General features: G+C 30.8%; 14 protein-coding genes and 1 tRNA gene. 6 read left to right on the top strand and 9 right to left on the bottom strand.

The features are described from left to right. Window positions 1-23 precede the first annotated feature (23 nt). Window positions 24-3536: an acyl-[ACP]--phospholipid O-acyltransferase gene (locus FBF02_RS04565; protein ID WP_002857980.1), complete on the top strand. Its 3513-nt coding sequence runs from the start codon at window positions 24-26 to the stop codon at window positions 3534-3536. Window positions 3537-3543: 7 nt separating this feature from the next. On the opposite strand, the gene FBF02_RS04560 is transcribed toward FBF02_RS04565, so the two are convergent. From FBF02_RS04560 to FBF02_RS04550, 3 genes are all read right to left on the bottom strand, one after another. Next, a complete protein-coding gene (locus tag FBF02_RS04560) occupies window positions 3544-4455 on the bottom strand; it encodes an AEC family transporter (protein WP_002853271.1) in 912 nt (303 codons plus the stop codon). A gap of 196 nt (window positions 4456-4651) precedes the next feature. After that, window positions 4652-4737 (bottom strand) — tRNA-Leu (locus FBF02_RS04555). 34 nt (window positions 4738-4771) lie between these two features. After that, entirely contained in the window at window positions 4772-5110 is a 339-nt protein-coding gene (locus tag FBF02_RS04550; RefSeq protein ID WP_002853292.1) for a F0F1 ATP synthase subunit C, read from the bottom strand. Window positions 5111-5342: 232 nt separating this feature from the next. Here FBF02_RS04550 and FBF02_RS04545 point away from each other — a divergent pair, with 232 nt between their 5' ends. The 5 genes from FBF02_RS04545 to argH are packed head-to-tail and all read left to right on the top strand — an operon-like array spanning window position 5343 to window position 12840. Beyond that, a complete protein-coding gene (locus FBF02_RS04545; protein ID WP_002858451.1) occupies window positions 5343-6677 on the top strand; it encodes a sodium-dependent transporter in 1335 nt (444 codons plus the stop codon). A 12-nt stretch (window positions 6678-6689) separates the two neighbouring features. Continuing rightward, entirely contained in the window at window positions 6690-8030 is a 1341-nt protein-coding gene (locus FBF02_RS04540; protein WP_002853313.1) for a sodium-dependent transporter, read from the top strand. 31 nt (window positions 8031-8061) lie between these two features. Further along, window positions 8062-9861, top strand: a complete 1800-nt coding sequence (locus tag FBF02_RS04535) for a biotin/lipoyl-containing protein (protein ID WP_002858311.1) — start codon at window positions 8062-8064, stop codon at window positions 9859-9861. A 12-nt stretch (window positions 9862-9873) separates the two neighbouring features. After that, on the top strand, window positions 9874-11448 hold the full coding sequence (gene pckA / locus FBF02_RS04530; RefSeq protein ID WP_002853265.1) for a phosphoenolpyruvate carboxykinase (ATP): 1575 nt from the start codon (window positions 9874-9876) through the stop codon (window positions 11446-11448). Between the two features lie 9 nt (window positions 11449-11457). After that, window positions 11458-12840, top strand: coding sequence for an argininosuccinate lyase (argH, locus tag FBF02_RS04525; RefSeq protein WP_002858438.1), 1383 nt, complete (start codon window positions 11458-11460; stop codon window positions 12838-12840). A 21-nt stretch (window positions 12841-12861) separates the two neighbouring features. On the opposite strand, the gene ychF is transcribed toward argH, so the two are convergent. The 6 genes from ychF to rpiB are packed head-to-tail and all read right to left on the bottom strand — an operon-like array spanning window position 12862 to window position 17339. Beyond that, the gene (gene ychF / locus FBF02_RS04520) at window positions 12862-13965 is read right to left on the bottom strand and encodes a redox-regulated ATPase YchF (RefSeq protein ID WP_002858396.1); all 1104 of its coding nucleotides are present in this window, start codon (window positions 13963-13965) and stop codon (window positions 12862-12864) included. Continuing rightward, window positions 13962-15413: a leucyl aminopeptidase gene (locus tag FBF02_RS04515; protein WP_002853317.1), complete on the bottom strand. Its 1452-nt coding sequence runs from the start codon at window positions 15411-15413 to the stop codon at window positions 13962-13964. The genes ychF and FBF02_RS04515 overlap by 4 nt, the downstream gene beginning before the upstream one ends. Beyond that, window positions 15410-16006 (bottom strand): DedA family protein, encoded by a 597-nt coding sequence (locus tag FBF02_RS04510; RefSeq protein ID WP_002853249.1) that lies wholly within the window; start codon window positions 16004-16006, stop codon window positions 15410-15412. Before FBF02_RS04510 ends, FBF02_RS04515 begins: the two co-directional genes overlap by 4 nt. An 18-nt stretch (window positions 16007-16024) precedes the next feature. Continuing rightward, window positions 16025-16573: an adenine phosphoribosyltransferase gene (gene apt / locus FBF02_RS04505; protein ID WP_002853297.1), complete on the bottom strand. Its 549-nt coding sequence runs from the start codon at window positions 16571-16573 to the stop codon at window positions 16025-16027. Continuing rightward, window positions 16570-16902: a membrane protein gene (locus FBF02_RS04500; RefSeq protein ID WP_002853247.1), complete on the bottom strand. Its 333-nt coding sequence runs from the start codon at window positions 16900-16902 to the stop codon at window positions 16570-16572. The genes apt and FBF02_RS04500 overlap by 4 nt, the downstream gene beginning before the upstream one ends. Continuing rightward, entirely contained in the window at window positions 16902-17339 is a 438-nt protein-coding gene (rpiB, locus tag FBF02_RS04495) for a ribose 5-phosphate isomerase B (RefSeq protein WP_002853308.1), read from the bottom strand. Before rpiB ends, FBF02_RS04500 begins: the two co-directional genes overlap by 1 nt. Window positions 17340-17389: the final 50 nt, after the last annotated feature.

Genomic DNA, 17389 nt, shown 5'->3' with positions numbered 1-17389 from the left:
CGCTAATTGACGAGGTTTAAATAATGCAAAAAAAATCTTTTTTGAAAATTTACGGATTAATTCCTTTTTTACTTATAGCATTCATCAATGCTTTTGTGGATTTGGGACATAAAATTATTATTCAAAATACTATTTATAAGGCCTATGAAGGAAGTGAGCAGTTATTTTTAAATGCTATAGTTAATGCTTTGATTTTACTTCCTTTTATTCTTATGCTTTCTCCTTCGGGTTTTTTAGCGGATAAATATCCAAAAAATATTGTAATGAAAATTTCAGCAATTTTCAATGTTATACTCACTTTAATAATTTGCATTTGTTACTATAGCGGTGCTTTTTGGATGGCTTTTATTTTTACTTTTATAATGGGAGCACAAGCAGCGATTTATTCACCAAGTAAATACGGTTTTATTAAAGAACTCGTGGGAAAAGACTTTCTTGCTATGGGTAATGGTGTAATTAATGCGGTAAGCATTGTGGCAATCTTAGCGGGAATGGCTTTATTTTCTTTAAGCTTTGAAAGTCTTTATAGTTCTATGTATAATCAAACAGATGAAATTTTAAAAGAAGTAGCGCCTTTAGGAATTGTGCTAATTTTATTTTCTTGTATCGAAGTATTTTTTGCGTGGCGTTTACCTAAGCTCAAACAAACAAATAAAGATTTAGTTTTTAATAAAAAAGACTATATTCGTGGAAAACTTCTAATAAATAATCTTAAGCTTGTTTTTAAAAATAAAACTATTTGGCTTTGTATAATTGGAATTTCATTTTTTTGGGCTATATCTCAACTTTATCTTGTCAGCTTTCCTGTCTTTGCTAAAAATGAACTTTTCATAGAAAATACTTTTTATGTGCAAATTTCACTCGCTTTTTCTGGTATAGGAGTGATTTTAGGCTCTTTAGTAGCTGGTAAATTTTCAAAAAATTATATAGAACTTGGATTTATTCCACTTGGTGCATTGGGTATGTTTTTAATGGCTTTTTTAATGCCTTATTTTATAAGTTTATTAAGTTATAGTTTTTTATTTTTCTTTTTTGGATTTTGCGGAGCCCTTTTTATCATTCCTTTAAATACTTTAATCCAATTTCATGCTAAAGAAAATGAATTAGGACAAATTCTTGCAGGAAATAATTTTTTTCAAAATATTGCCATGTTGGGATTTTTGCTCTTGGCAACTTTATTTGTAAAATTTGAAATCAATGTGATTTATTTGTTTTATTTTATTGCTTTGGTAACCTTTATAGGAAGTTTTTACATACTTTTAAAACTCCCCTTTTCTTTAGTGCGTATACTTTTAAGCATAGCTTTTTTACAACGATACCGTTTACTTGTGGAAGGTTTTGAAAATATACCAGAAAAAGGTGGAGCTTTACTTTTGGGTAATCATATTTCTTTTATTGATTGGGCTGTTGTACAAATGGCAATTCCAAGAAAAATTTATTTTGTTATGGAAAGAAGTATTTATTCTAAATGGTATATTAAAATTTTTCTTGATAAATTTGGTATTATTCCTGTATCAAGTACAGGAAGTAAGACGAGTTTAGAACTGATAGCAAAGCATATTAAAGAAGGTAATTTAGTTTGCTTATTTCCTGAAGGTACACTTTCGCGACATGGGCAATTAAATGAATTTAAAGCAGGATTTGAATTAGCTTGTGAATGTTTAAGTGAAGATGATGGAAAAATTATTCCTTTTTATATAAGAGGGCTTTGGGGTAGCGCTTTTTCAAGAAGTGATGAAGAATTTTCAGCAAGAAACCGCACTTTAAATAAAAGAAAAATTGCTATAGCTTTTGGTAAAGCTATGCCTTTGCATTCTAAAAAAGATGAAGTTAAAGCTAAAGTTTTTGAACTTTCTTTTATGGCTTGGAAATCACAATGCGAAGCTATGCATACTATAGCAAGAGCTTGGATAGATACAGCTAAAAAAAATCTAAATCAAATAGCTATTATCGATACACTAGCTGGAGATATTTCTTATAGAAAAATGTTGACTCTTAGTTTATTTCTTAATTTTTTTATTAAAAGAAAATCCAAAGAGTTAAACATTAACCTTCAGCGTGGAAGTTACGCTCCTAAAGAGGAAGCTATAGGAATTTTACTACCTGCTTCTTTTGCAAGTTCTTTAACCAATCTATCTGTTTTAATCGCAGAAAAAATTGCAGTAAATCTTAATTTCACTGCTGGAGAAAAAGCTCTAAAAGCAGCTATAAAAAATGCGCAAATTTCACAAATTTATACTTCTAAAACTTTTTTAGAAAAATTAGCAAATAAAGGTATAAACCTAAATTTCGATACAAATATACATTTAATTTATTTTGAAGATATTGTAGAAGATTTTAAAATGCAAAAAACTAAAATTTTTAGCATGATGCTAGCAGTTAGTATTATACCTAGTTTTATACTCAAAAGCATCTTCACTCCTTCAAAAAACAATCTTGCCATCGCAGCTATTTTATTTAGTAGTGGAAGTGAAGGTTCTCCAAAAGGTGTTATGCTCAATAACCGTAATATTTTAAGCAATATAGCACAAATTTCTGATGTGCTTTGCACAAGAAATAATGATGTCATTCTCTCATCTTTACCACCTTTTCATGCTTTTGGACTTACCGTAACTACATTTTTGCCTTTGCTTGAAGGTATTAAAAGCATCACTTTTTCAGATCCAACCGATGCCTTAGGGGTTGCCAAAGCTGTTGCTAAAAATAATGTCACTATTATGTGTGGAACTTCAACCTTTTTAGGAATTTATGCAAGAAATAAAAAGCTTGATGCTTTAATGTTTGAAAGTTTAAGAATAGTTGTATCGGGCGCTGAAAAACTAAAAAATGAAGTAAGAACTACTTTTGAAATGAAGTTTAAAAAAAGCATTTTTGAAGGTTACGGGGCTACGGAAACCACGCCTGTGGCGAGTGTAAATTTACCAAATCATTTTGATGTGGATTATTGGCTTATACATCGTGCTAATAAAGAAGGAAGCGTAGGAATGCCTCTACCTGGAACTGCGGTACGTATTGTTGATCCAAATAATTATGAAAATTTAAAAACAAATGAAGATGGACTCATACTTATAGGCGGTCATCAAGTTATGGTAGGCTATCTTAATGACAAAGAAAAAACCGATGAAGTGGTTAAAGAAATTGATGGCATAAGATGGTACAACACGGGAGATAAGGGACATTTGGATGAAGATGGTTTTTTATATATTGTCGATCGTTATTCTCGCTTTGCAAAAATTGGCGGAGAGATGATTTCTTTGGGTGCAATAGAAGAAGAAATTGCCAAATTTATAGACACTGAAGTGGTTAAATTTTGTGCCACATCTTTAGAAGATGAGAAAAAAGAGGAACAAATTGTTTTACTCATAGAATGCAATAATGAAATTTTTGAAGGAGTATGTGAGGCTATAAAAAATTCTAATATACCTACACTTTTTAAACCTAGATATTATTTTCAAATAGAAAAAATTCCCCTCCTAGGTTCAGGAAAAGTTGATCTTAAAAAAGTTAAAGAATTAGCTAAAAATTTAGCCATATAATTTGAGCTTATAACAAAGTCCAAATTAAAATTGGCATAGAAACAAAAGCAAAAAGAACTCCAAAGGCTACAGCACTTACGGCTAAATTACTATCTAGTTTAGCTTTCATTACCATAGCTCCTGCTAAAGTCATAGTAGGAGCTGCACTTTCTATAATAGCAACGATGGTAGAATCTTTTAATTCCAAATTAAATATTTTTAAACAAAATACAAAAAATAAAGGAGCTAAAATCATTTTAGCAAAGATGACAACTATTGTAGGTTTGTAAGAGGTTTTAATCGCCATAAAGCCAAGTCCTAAACCTATAGCAAAAAGTGCAACAGGGGTTGCAGAGGCACCAAATAAACGAATAGGAGAGAAAATAAATTCAGGTAAAGTAATCAATTTACACAAAAAACCAAAAAGCAAAGCTAAAAAAGGTGGAAAACTAAGAATTTTTTTAACATTAGCAAGCAAACTGACTTTTTCTCCATTTCCCAAAGAAAGTATAAAAGGTCCAAAAAGTGATATAGGTAAAGTTGTGGCTAAAGCATCGTAAAATATAACTTCAGCGCTAAATTGTGGGTCATTAAATATACCAGCAACAATAGGCATACCCACAAATATAGTATTTCCAAAACAAGAAAGCAAAAACATACTGACTAAAGTTACTTTAGAAAAATGAAAAACTTTTCCAATAAGAATAGCAAAAAAAGCTGCTAGTATACAGCTAAACAATCCAATAAAAATAAAAATAATCAATGAAAAATCAAAATTTAAATGATATGCTTTATCGAAAATCAAACAAGGTAAAGCAAAAATAATAGCAAAATCTAAAAAAGTCCTAGCTTGTTTTTGCTTTAAAACGCCAATTCTTTTGGCAAAATATCCGCCTGCAAGTAAAATAAAAATTGTAAATAATGGTATAAAAACAAACATTGAATAATCCTTTTTAAGGGATGGTTTTTGAAAACGGATAGAATTATATTCTTTATACTTAAAAAAAATCTTAATATTTTTTAAGTTTTTTAAAAAAACCAATATTTTTTATTTTTTGTAACTTTAAGAAATTGTAAGTTGAAATTTGATTTTGAATAGTTAGTATTTTAAGTTGAATGATTATAATTTTAAATAATGGTGCGGTTAGCGAGATTTGAACTCGCACACGCGGAGCGCACCACCCCCTCAAGATGGCGTGTCTACCAATTCCACCATAACCGCATAGAAAAAAGCCCAAAAAGGGCTTTGATAAGTTTTATTGTAAAACTATAAAAGGATTTGCGTAAAGTGCTATTAGCGCGATAACAAGAGCATAGATAACTTGTGCTTCAATCATCGCTAAAGCGATAAACATAGTTGTCATTAATTTTGGCCCAAGACCAGGGTTTCTAGCTGTTCCTGCAATTGTTGCCGCTGCAGTATTACCCATACCGATAGCACCACCAAGTGCTGCAACACCAAGACCTAAGCCTGCTGCAAGAACTGAAAATGCTTTAATCCATACATTAATAGCTTCTTGCTCTACTGGAGCATTAGTTTCAGCTGCAAAAGCTACTGCTGTACATGCTAATAATAAAAAAAGAACTTTTTTCATTATCTTAACCTTTCTATAAAAAAATTTTTTTCAATTTTTAAATCAGTTCGGCTTGCGTATCCCTACTTAAGACTTAAAAATAAATTCGAATTATAACCAAAAGTATCTTTATTTTTATTGAAATTTACAAAAATTCACATTTTTGATTTAAATTTGATTGTTTTCAATAAAGCTTAAAAGTTTTTTTGCTTTAATAATATTTTAAAATAATTTTTAAGTCAAGGTTGTAACATTGAGTTCTAAATTTTCAAAAATAGGTTTCATTTTAGCGGTAGCAGGTTCAGCGGTGGGCTTGGGTAATGCTTGGAAATTTCCAACACTAGTAGGTCAAAGTGGTGGATCTGCTTTTATCTTGCTTTATATAATTCTTACTTTAGGTGTAGGTTTTGTGATATTTTTAGCTGAGCTTAGCATAGGAAAAATTAGTGAAAAAGATCCGGTTAATGCCTATGAAAAGTTAGCACCTTCAAATAAAAAAGCTTGGTCTTATGTTGGTTTTACTATGGTGGGGGCGATTTTAATAGTTTCTTTTTATACCTTGGTGATTGGCTGGATAGTTAAATATGTGTTTTTAAGTATCACTGGAAATTTGCCTATGGATCTAGAAGTAAGTAAAGCACAGTTTGGATTTTTTATAAGTGAGGATTTTTTAAGTCAGTTTATTTGTTTTACTTTGGTTTTTTTATGTGTTTTTTATATTGTTTCTAAAGGTGTTAAGAATGGGATTGAAAAGTTAAATGTTTGGATGATGCCTTCATTGTTTATTTTGCTTATTTTGATGCTTGTTTATGCTATTAGCAAAGATGGTTTTATAATGGCGGTTAAATTTCTTTTTGTACCTGATTTTTCCAAAATCAACACTTCAAATGTTCTTGAAGCCTTAGGACTTGCTTTTTTTAGTCTTTCTTTGGGCGTTGGAACGATTATTACTTATTCTGCTAGTCTGCCTGATAAAACCAATTTTATTACCAGTACTTTAAATATTATTTTTATCAATCTTTTAGTTGGTTTATTAATGGGTTTGGTTGTTTTTACTTTTATCTTTGAGTTTGGTTACAATCCTAATCAGCAAGGACCAGGACTTGTTTTTATTTCCTTAGCTACTTTATTTGAAAAAATTGGAGTGATTGGTTGTATTTTTGGAGCAGCGTTTTTTATTTCTTTAATCTTTGCTGGTATTACTTCAGCTGTTTCAATGATAGAGCCTTTCACTTTTTACCTTATTAATACTTTTGGTATGAGCCGTAAAAAAGCTTTGATTTTAATAGGAATTGTTGTTTATATTTTAGGAATGTTGTGTATTTTATCTTCTTTAAAAAGTACTCAGTTTGGATTTTTTGGAATGAGTTTTTTTGATTTGCTTGATAGTGTTTCAAGCAAGGTTATTATGCCTTTAGGTGGAATTTTGGCAGCTATTTTTGTGGGATTTGTGATGAAAAAAGAAGCTTTAAAAATTTTATTTAAACCTTATATGAGGGGTATATTTTTTGAACTTTGGTATGTGTTTTTGAGATTTATTTCCCCTTTGGCTGTTGTTATAGTTATGATAGCCGCTTTTTTAAAGTGAGTTTGAAAAATAATGAGAACATATTTTTCAAAAATCGGTTTTGTATTGACTGTTGCTGGTGGAGCCGTTGGTTTAGGTAATGCTTGGAAATTTCCAACTTTAAGCGCAGAAAATGGTGGTTTTGTTTTTGTGCTTTTATATTTGTTTTTTACTTTAACTATAGGATTTAGTATTTTTTTGGCTGAAGTGGCTATGGGACGTTTAAGTAAAAGTGATCTTGCAAATGCTTATTCAAATCTTGCCATAAAATATGGCAATAGATGGCGATATGGCGGCGTTTTTATGTTAGGTGGTATTTTTGTCCTCTCTTTTTATCTAGTTATCATGGGATGGGTTTTAAAATATACTGTAGTGAGTCTTTATTATCTTCCTAAAACTTTAGATGAAGCAGCAAGTAATTTTCAGAATTTAATTACTACAAATTTGACAAGTTCTGTTTTTTTCTTCACTTTATCTTTTTTTCTTACTTTATTGATAGTATCTAAAGGTTTAATCAAAGGGATTGAAAAATTAAACGTTGTTATAATGCCTAGCTTATTTTTAATGCTTGTTTTTATGTTGTTTTATTGCATGGGATTTAAGCAAGGTTTTGCAAATGCTTTTTCTTATTTATTTTATCCCGATTTTTTACATTTTAAATTCAGCTCTATTGCCGAAGCTTTAGGGCTTGCATTTTTTACCTTATGCTTGGGAATAGGTTGTATAGTTACATATTCATCGGCCTTGGATAAAAAAACAAATTTTATAAAAAGTTCAGTGTATATTGTTTTGATTAATTTATTGATTTCTTTTATCATGGGACTTATTGTTTTTACTTTTATCTTTGAATTTGGAGCCGATCCGCATACTCAAGGAGTAGGAATTGTTTTTATATCCTTGATGAGTTTGTTTAATCAACTTGGAGCTTTAGGCTATATTTTTGCATTTTGTTTTTTCTTAGCACTTTTTTTTGCTGGTATTACTTCAGCTGTTTCAATGATAGAGCCTTTAACTTTTTATATGATTAATAACTATCAAATTTCTCGTGTTAAAGCTCTATTTTTAATAGGTTTATTTGTTTTTGTTTTTGGAATTTGTTGTATCTTGTCATTAAATTTAAATTTTTTTTCTATGTTTAGTTTTTTTGGTAAAGATTTTTTTACTTTATTAGATAAATTAACTTCAAATTTTTTACTTCCACTTGGTGCTATAGTATGCTCTATATTTGTAGGTTTTTTTATGAATAAAAAACAAATTTATAAAATTTTTTCTAAATTTATAAGTCGAAAAATTTTCTTAATTTGGTTGTTTTTTATTCGTTTTATATCGCCTATAGCAATAATTTTGGTAATGTGTTATCAAATTTTTGTATAATAATGAAAAAATATTTTTTTAAGGAAAAATAATGGCTAAAAAATTCATCGATGTAATGGATACAAGCTTTAGGGACGGTTTTCAGTCTGTTTATGGAGCTAGGGTTTTAATGGATGATTTTTTTCCTGCAGTAGAAGCAGCAAAAGAAGCGGGTATTACTCATTTTGAATTTGGTGGTGGTGCTAGATTTCAAAGCTTGTATTTTTATCTTAATGAAGATGCTTTTACCATGATGGATAGATTTAGGGCTATTGTAGGAAAAGATGCTAATCTTCAAACTTTAGCAAGAGGGGTTAATACTGTTACTTTAGATACTGGAAGTAGTGAGCTTATTGATTTGCATGCAAAACTTTTTGCAAAACACGGTACCACAACGATAAGAAATTTTGATGCTCTTAATGATATAAATAATTTAAAATTTAGTGGTGAATGTATAGCAAAACATGGATTAAAACATGAAATCGCTATTACCTTAATGGATCTACCGCCAAATTGCAAAGGTGCTCATGATGTGCCTTTTTATGAAAAAATTTTGAAAGAAATTTTAGCAGCAGAAATTCCTTTTCACAGCATTTGTTTTAAAGATGCAAGTGGAACTTCAAATCCAAATAAAATTTATGAAACCATTAAAATGGCAAGAAAAATTTTACCTCAAGATATGCATATTAGACTTCATACGCATGAAACTGCAGGGGTGAGTATAGCCTGCTATCTTGCAGCACTTGAAGCAGGTGTTGATGGTATCGATTTGGCTGCAGCTCCTGTAAGTGGTGGAACTTCTCAGCCTGATATTTTAACCATGATGCATGCCTTAAAAGGTAAAGATTATGATTTAGGTGGACTTGAAGAAGAAAAAATTCTAAAATACGAAGAAGTTTTAAAAGATTGTTTAAAAGAGTATTTTTTACCCCCTGAAGCTACTATGGTAAATCCACTTATTCCTTTTTCTCCTATGCCAGGAGGAGCTTTAACGGCAAATACACAAATGATGAGGGATAATAATATTTTAGATAAATTTCCACAGGTCATTCATGCTATGAGAGAAGTTGTAGAAAAAGGTGGATTTGGTACTTCGGTTACTCCAGTTTCTCAATTTTATTTTCAACAAGCATTTAATAATGTTATGTTTGGGTCTTGGAAAAAAATCGCAGAAGGTTATGGAAAAATGGTGCTTGGTTATTTTGGAAAAACTCCAGTTGCACCCGATGCAAACATTATTGAGCTTGCTTCAAAACAACTTAATTTAGAACCTACTACAGAGCTTGCTATAAATATAGCTGATAAAGATGAGAGTAAAAGTATAGCTTATACCAAAACCTTGCTTGAAAAAGAGGGTATAGAAACGAGTGAAGAAAATATATTTGTTGCAGCAGCTTGCAAAGAAAAAGGTATAGCATTTTTAAAAGGAGAGGCAAAGGTAAATATACGCAAATTAGCCAGTATGCCAAAACCTATGAGTGCAGATGAAAACAAATTTACCGTAGCTGTAAATGGTAATAAATATCATGTAGAAGTAAGCTATGGCTTTGATAAAGATGTTAATGTTAAAAGTGTGAAAAAAGTAGAAGAAAATAAAAATATTATTTCTTCAAATTCAACAAGTTCTGTAGATGCTGAAAATGAAGTTTTAGCAGGTATTTCAGGTAATGTCTTTAAAATTTATGTTAACGAAGGCGAAGAAGTAAAATCAGGTCAAGCTATCATGGTTTTAGAAGCAATGAAGATGGAGATTGAGGTTAATGCCCCAAAAGATGGAATTATTTTAGAGCTTTGTATTAAAATAGGTGATACTGTTAATGAAGGCGAAGTATTAGCTATTTACAAGAATTAAAGTGAGGGAAAAATGAAAAAATTTGATAAGTTAGGTTTGGATAATATAAAGGAAATTTTTCATAATTTAAGTTATGATGAATTAAATGCTCATGAAAAAGCAAATAATGAAGGTTTAAGCACGGATAATGATACTTTTTGTGTAGATACAGGGATTTTTACAGGTAGAAGTCCTAAAGATAAATATTTTGTAAAACAAGATCCATCTAGTAAATATATAGCTTGGGGAAAGGTAAATCAGCCTATTACAAAAGAATTATTTGATAAACTTTTAACTAAAGCAAAGCAAGAATTAAGCGGAAAGAAAATTTATGTTCAAGATGTTTTTTGCGGTGCTTCTTTGCAAAGTCGCAAAGCAGTAAGATTTGTTACTGAAATTGCATGGCAAGCGCATTTTGTTAAAAATATGTTTATTCGCCCAAGTCAAGAGGAACTTGAGAATTTTAAAGCAGATTTTATTGTTTATAATGCTTGCAAATGCATCAATGAAGATTACAAACAAGATGGTTTAAATTCAGAGGTTTTTGTGATCTTTAATGTTGAAGAAAATATAGCGGTTATTGGTGGAACTTGGTATGGTGGAGAAATGAAAAAAGGTATTTTTTCTATGATGAATTATTGGTTACCACTAGAAAATAAACTTTCTATGCATTGTAGTGCAAATGTCGGAGAAAAAGACGATGTGGCACTTTTCTTTGGACTTAGCGGTACAGGAAAAACTACGCTTTCAACCGATCCAAAAAGAAGACTCATAGGTGATGATGAGCATGGCTGGGATGATGAAGGTGTGTTTAATTTTGAGGGCGGTTGCTATGCAAAAACAATCAATCTTGATCCTGAACATGAGCCTGAAATTTATGGAGCTATTAAAAGAAATGCACTTTTAGAAAATGTAGTTTTAAGAGCTGATAAGAGTGTTGATTATGCTGATGCCTCAAAAACAGAAAACACGAGAGTTTCTTATCCTATAGAGCATATTGAAAATCATGAGCCTAGTCTAAAAGCAGGGCATCCAAAAAATATTATATTTTTAAGTGCAGATGCTTTTGGAATTTTACCCCCGGTAAGCAAACTAAGCAAAGAGCAGGCTATGTATTATTTTTTAAGTGGCTATACAGCAAAAGTAGCTGGAACTGAGCGCGGTATAACAGAGCCTCAAGCAACTTTTTCAGCTTGTTTTGGAGAACCTTTTATGCCTTTACATCCAACGGTTTATGCGAGATTGCTTGGTGAAAAGATTGAAAAACATGAAGTTAATGTTTATCTTGTTAATACGGGTTGGAGTGGCGGAAGCTACGGTGTGGGTAAAAGAATGAGCATTAAGGCTACTAGGGCTTGCATTAATGCCATTCTAGATGGAAGTATTACAAAATGCGAATTTGAAAATTTTGAAGTGTTTGATTTAGCTATTCCAAAAGCTTTAGAAGGTGTAGAAAGTGTACTTTTAAATCCTATAAATACTTGGTTAGATAAAAATGCTTATATTGCAACAAGAGATAAATTAGCACATATGTTTATACAAAATTTTAAACGTTATGAAGATGTCAAAGAAGGCATTGAATTTAGCAAATTTGGACCAAAAATTTAAGGCATTTAAATGAAAAATGAAATGTGGTCAGGACGTTTTAGTGGTGCAAGTGATGAGCTTTTAAAAGAATTTAATGCAAGTTTAAATGTAGATAAAACTTTGTTCAATGAAGATATACAAGGTTCTATAGCACACGCTACAATGCTTGAAAGTTGTGGTATTTTAAAAAAAGAAGAATTAGATGCTATTATAAAAGGTTTAGAGCAGGTTAGAAGTGAAATAGAGCAAGGTAAATTTATTTTTGATATTAAAGATGAAGATATTCATATGGCTGTAGAAAAGCGTTTAAGCGAGATTATAGGTAGTGAAATTGGCGGAAGACTACATACTGCAAGAAGTAGAAATGACCAAGTGGCTACTGATTTTAAACTTTTTGTAAAAAAATCTCATATTGAACTCATAAAGCTTTTAAAAGAATTGATTCAAACCATGCTCGAACATGCTAAAGTGCATAAAAAAACTATTATGCCAAGTTTTACACATTTACAGCACGCTCAGCCTGTGAGTTTTTCTTTTTATATTTTAGCTTATGCTTTTATGTTAATGCGAGATATTAAGCGTTTGCAAAATAGCCTAGAACTTGCAGACTTTTCACCACTTGGATCTTGTGCATGTGCAGGAACAAGCTATGCTACCAATCGTGAGTTGAGTGCTAAAATTTTAGGATTTAAAGATATTATGCCAAATGCTATGGATGGAGTGAGTGATAGGGATTTTGCTCTTGATTTGCTTTATGATATAGCAGTTATTTTTACACACACTTCAAGACTTTGTGAGGAAATGATTTTATTTTCAAGCTCAGAATTTTCTTTTATAACCATAAGTGATAGTTTTTCAACGGGAAGTTCTATTATGCCTCAGAAAAAAAATCCTGATGTTTGTGAGCTTATACGTGGAAAAACAGGGCGTGTTTATGGAAATTTGATTTCTCTTTTAACTATAATGAAAGCTTTACCTTTAGCCTATAATAAAGATATGCAAGAAGATAAAGAAGGGATTTTTGATAGTGTAAAAACCGCTAAAGATAGCTTAATCATCTTAAATGCAATGCTAAAAGAAATACAAATTAATAAAGAAAATATGCTTAATGCTTGTAAAAAAGGTCATTTATTGGCTACCGATTTGGCAGATTATTTGGTGCGTGAAAAAAATATTCCTTTTAGAAAAGCACATTTTATAGTGGGAAATGTTGTTGCACAAGCTGAAGCACAAGGTATTGATATAAGTGAAATTAAAGATCTTTCAAAAATAGATCCTGTATTTGATGAAAAAGCTATGGAACTTTTAAATTTTGAATTTTCTTTAAATTCTAAGCAAAGTGAAGGCTCAAGTTCTATTGCAAGCGTAGAAAAGCAAATTCAAATTTTGGAAGGTTTTATTCAAAATTTATAAATATTGTTTAGGCTATTTTGCCTAAACATTGAATTTAAAATGCATTACATCGCCATCTAAAACGATATAGTCTTTTCCTTCAAGGCGTAGCTTTCCTGCTTCTTTGGCGCCATTTTCGCCTTTGTATTGGATATAATCTTCATAGGAAATAACTTCAGCTTTTATAAAGCCTTTTTCAAAGTCATTGTGAATTACACTTGCTGCTTTTGGTGCTTTCCAGCCTTTTTTGATTGTCCAAGAACGCACTTCAACTACACCAGCGGTAAAATAACTGATCAGTCCAAGCTTAGCAAAAGCAGTGCGTATGATTTGATCAAGACCGCTTTCGTTAACTCCTAGAGAACTTAAAAATTCATGACTTTCTTCATCGCTTAATCCTACTAATTCTTCTTCGATTTTTGCACAAAGCTTGATAACTTCATGATCATTTTTTTTAGCATATTCTTTTAAAGCTTTTACATAATCATTATCTTCACTAATACCATTTTCATCAACATTTGCACCATAAATCACTTCTTTAGCAGAAAGCAGTCTTAATTCTTTGATTAAGGCTTGATAAATTTCACTTTCTTTTTCAGGGTAAGAACTTGCAGCTAAGCCTTTGTTTAAATGATCAAGTAAGGAATTTGCAAGTTCGAGACTTTCTTTAGCACCCTTTTGATTGGCTTTGGCTTCTTTGGTGAGTTTTTCTATTTTTTTACTCAGTTGTTCAATATCTGCTAAAATAAGCTCTGTATTGATAATTTCTACATCACGTAAAGGATCAACTCCACCTTCAACATGGGTAATATTTTCTTCATCAAAACAACGTACTATATGCAAAATAACCTCAGTTTCACGTATATTTGAAAGAAATTTATTTCCCAAGCCTTCGCCTTTACTTGCGCCTTTAACAAGTCCAGCGATATCTACAAATTCTATTAAAGAATGCATAATTCTTTCAGGTTTTACTATTTTAGCAAGTTCATTAAGTCTTAAATCAGGAACTTCAACCATGGCTTTATTAGGCTCTATGGTGCAGAAAGGATAGTTTGCACTTTGGGCATTTTGTGCTTTAGTTAAAGCATTAAAAGTTGTTGATTTGCCAACATTTGGAAGTCCTACTATACCTACGCTTAAACTCATTTAGCTTTCCTTAAAATTTGAATTAAATAATTAACACACATTCTAACTCCAGCTCCACCTGCGCCAAAACTAGAATATCCCCAAGATTTTTCTGTATAAGCAGGTCCTGCTATATCAAGATGTAGCCATTTATCTTTATATTCTTTACGAATAAATTTATCTAAAAATAACCCTGCGGTAATTGCACCTCCGTAGCGACTAGAGGCAGTATTACTAACATCGGCAATATTTGATTTTATAAGTTCTCTTAAGTGAGGGTTGAAATGTAAGATTGTGGTATATTCTCCGCTTTTTTTAGAGCTTAGATAAAAATCATTTTGCAATTCCTCATTATTTCCCATAATAGCGCTTGTAAATTCTCCAAGTCCTACAACACAAGCTCCAGTAAGAGTTGCCATATCGATAAGTAAATCAGGTTTTAAATCCTGTGCAAAAGAAAGACAATCAGCTAAAACCAAGCGTCCTTCTGCATCTGTATTTCTTACTTCTATGCTTACACCTTCACGACTGATTAACACATCATCAGGCTTATAAGCATTGCCGCCTATCATATTTTCAGTTGCGCCCAAAATGCAATGCACTTCTAAATCTAAAGCAAGTTCAGCTACGGCTTTTATGATTCCCATTGCTGCTGCTGCACCGCTTTTATCAGCTTTCATTGTAAGCATAAAATCAGCTGGTTTTAAGCTTAATCCACCGCTATCGTAAGTTAAGCCTTTTCCAACAAATACAACACGTTTTTTTGCATTTTTGGCTTTATAGCTTAGATGAATGAGGCGTGGTGGGTGTACCGAGGCATGATTTACCGCTAAAAAGGCATTCATTTTTTCTTTGGCTAAAAATTTTTCATCATAAATTTTACAAATAATGTTTTTATTTTCTTTAGCTAAATTTTGCGCATCTTCTGCCATTTTTAAAGGGGTGTAAATTTCAGGAATTTCATTGACTATATTTTTAGTAAAATTTGTAGCATTGGCTAAAATTTCTCCACGCTCTAAACCTATCTTAGCTTCATCTTTATTAAATTTCTTACCATTTAATTCTTCGTTTGAAATAATAAATTTTTCCAAAGTACTTGTTTTTTTCTCGCTTTTATATTTGTCAAATTTATAAGCTCCAAAAAGTACGCCTTCAACTAAAGATGCAAAACTTCTAACTACACAATCTCCTATTATGCTAGGAAGTTTTACGCTTTTAATATTAAGTTTCTCAAGAGTTTTATATGCTGTGCAAAGACTTAATCTTATATCCTCATAAGCAAGACTTTTAAGCTCTAAATAAAGCTTTTTATTGTTTAAGTCTAATAATGCACCTTCGCCTTTGTAATTATTAAGTTTAAAAAAATCTTTTTCTTTGTTAAAAATTTTTAAATTTTTATCCTGTATAAAAACAAGTTCAAAGTCTGCTTTTATAGCATCTAGTTTTTTATCGTTTAATTCAAATTTCATGATTTTTTCCTTTTATCTTTAAGTATAGCTTTTTCCATTTGTTTAAAACCAAATAATAAAAGGGATAAAAAAGCTATAATAATAATGGCTGCATAATACCAATGTTCTTCAGCCCAAGTCACCATCTTCCAAATTTGTTCTCCAAAATACCAAGCTAAAAGTATAGTGATTGATGCCCAAACCCAAGCACTAAAAAGATTGATAATAGCAAATTTTTTTGCACTATAACGCGTGATTCCTATACTCATAGGTATAATGGTTCTAAAGCCATACATATAGCGTTGTATAAAAATAATAGGCCAACCAAAACGTTGTAAAAGTAGGTGTGCTACTGCAAATTTACGCCTTTGAGTTTTTAATTTTTTTTGTATGTAGCATTTATTATATCTTCCTATATAGAAGTAAATTTGATCGCCTACAAAACCGCCAAGACCTGCTATAAATATAACAAAGCCTAAATTTACATGTCCTTGATGGGCAAAAATACCAGCTAAAATTAAAGCTAACTCTCCTTCTAAAATGCACCATAAAAAAATAATAATATAAGCTAGATCTTTGTATTGGTAAAGTAAATTTTTTAAAAATTCTTCCATTTGTACCTTTCTATAGTTTTAAATTTCTAAAACACTATAAACTGAAGTAAGTTTTTCAAGTTTATTTGCTCCATTTAAATCTTTAAGATTTATTAAAAAACAAGCTTCAACACATTTTGCTCCAGCTTTTTGAATGAGTTCATATGAAGCTATAGCTGTTCCGCCAGTTGCTATTAAATCATCTACAAGTAAAACTCTTGCATTTTGAATATTTTTAAATGCATCTTTATGAAGTTCTACTTTATCGCTGCCATATTCAAGATCGTATTCGCAGCTAAAGGTTTCAAAAGGGAGTTTTCCAGGTTTTCTAATAGGCACAAAAGGAAGATTAAGTTTTGCACAAATCATAGATGCAAAGATAAATCCTCTGCTTTCTGTTCCTGCTATGAAGTCTAGATTGTAATCTTTGTAGCGTTCTTTTAAATGTTTAAGTAGAAAATTTAAAGCCTCTTTGTTATTTAGTAGAGTGGTAATATCTCTAAAAATAATTCCTTTTTTTGGAAAATCAGGAATAATCCTAATGCTATCAAGCAGGTATTTTTGTTCTTCTTGTGTTAGTTTTATCATAATAATGCCTCAATTTTTGCTTCTAATTCTTTAATTCTTTGTCTTAGTTTGTCATTTTCCAAGCGATATTGAGAATTTCTGGTTCTTAAAGATGTAAGGTCTGCTTTGATTTTATTAAGTTCTTCTGTGAGTATATCTATATTTCCAAGACTTCTTTGAAGTTGAATTTGTAGTTTTCTAATGACAATCTCAGTATCATCAAGATTGTTTTTGATAAAATCTTTTGATGTTTTTTCTTTATTAAGTAGAGTTTTATAGTAAAACAACATTACAATAAGATAGATAGTTGCACAAATCAATATAGTTAAAACAAGCCAGTTTGTAAACATTATATTTTTACCTCAATTTTTTGAATTCTTTGCATATGTCTCCCTTCTTCAAAAGGAGTTTGAATGAATTTTTCTATAATATCTATAGCTAATTCAACCCCAATTAATCTTCCGCCTAATGCCAAAACATTGGCATCATTATGCCTTCTTGCAAGTTCTGCACTTAAGCTTTCGTGGCATAATGCACAACGAATGTTTTTATGACGATTTGCTGCAATAGAAATTCCAATTCCACTTCCACAAATAAGAATGCCAAAGCTCCGTTTGTTTATTTTTTCGGCAAGTAAATGCGCATAATCAGGATAATCGCAGCTTGCGCAAGTGTTTGTTCCTAAATCGTTAAAAATTATATTTTTTTCTTTTAAAAATACGCAAATTTTTTCTTTTAATTCAAAACCAGCATGATCACTAGCAATATAAATTTTTTCCCTAAGCATTGGTTTCCTAATTACTATATAAAATAAGATAAAAACCTAATCTTATCATA

Source organism: Campylobacter sp. CFSAN093226 (genome assembly GCF_012897595.1).
Lineage (GTDB): Bacteria > Campylobacterota > Campylobacteria > Campylobacterales > Campylobacteraceae > Campylobacter_D > Campylobacter_D jejuni.
This window is presented reverse-complemented; position numbering and strand designations above follow the sequence as displayed.

What these genes read in the sequence shown, in the direction of transcription:
- FBF02_RS04565 (WP_002857980.1), top strand. Translation starts at nt 24, where the DNA reads ATGCAAAAAAAATCTTTTTTGAAAATTTACGGATTAATTCCTTTTTTA.
- FBF02_RS04560 (WP_002853271.1), bottom strand. Translation starts at nt 4,455, where the DNA reads ATGTTTGTTTTTATACCATTATTTACAATTTTTATTTTACTTGCAGGC.
- FBF02_RS04550 (WP_002853292.1), bottom strand. Translation starts at nt 5,110, where the DNA reads ATGAAAAAAGTTCTTTTTTTATTATTAGCATGTACAGCAGTAGCTTTT.
- FBF02_RS04540 (WP_002853313.1), top strand. Translation starts at nt 6,690, where the DNA reads ATGAGAACATATTTTTCAAAAATCGGTTTTGTATTGACTGTTGCTGGT.
- FBF02_RS04535 (WP_002858311.1), top strand. Translation starts at nt 8,062, where the DNA reads ATGGCTAAAAAATTCATCGATGTAATGGATACAAGCTTTAGGGACGGT.
- pckA (WP_002853265.1), top strand. Translation starts at nt 9,874, where the DNA reads ATGAAAAAATTTGATAAGTTAGGTTTGGATAATATAAAGGAAATTTTT.
- argH (WP_002858438.1), top strand. Translation starts at nt 11,458, where the DNA reads ATGAAAAATGAAATGTGGTCAGGACGTTTTAGTGGTGCAAGTGATGAG.
- ychF (WP_002858396.1), bottom strand. Translation starts at nt 13,965, where the DNA reads ATGAGTTTAAGCGTAGGTATAGTAGGACTTCCAAATGTTGGCAAATCA.
- FBF02_RS04515 (WP_002853317.1), bottom strand. Translation starts at nt 15,413, where the DNA reads ATGAAATTTGAATTAAACGATAAAAAACTAGATGCTATAAAAGCAGAC.
- FBF02_RS04510 (WP_002853249.1), bottom strand. Translation starts at nt 16,006, where the DNA reads ATGGAAGAATTTTTAAAAAATTTACTTTACCAATACAAAGATCTAGCT.
- apt (WP_002853297.1), bottom strand. Translation starts at nt 16,573, where the DNA reads ATGATAAAACTAACACAAGAAGAACAAAAATACCTGCTTGATAGCATT.
- FBF02_RS04500 (WP_002853247.1), bottom strand. Translation starts at nt 16,902, where the DNA reads ATGTTTACAAACTGGCTTGTTTTAACTATATTGATTTGTGCAACTATC.
- rpiB (WP_002853308.1), bottom strand. Translation starts at nt 17,339, where the DNA reads ATGCTTAGGGAAAAAATTTATATTGCTAGTGATCATGCTGGTTTTGAA.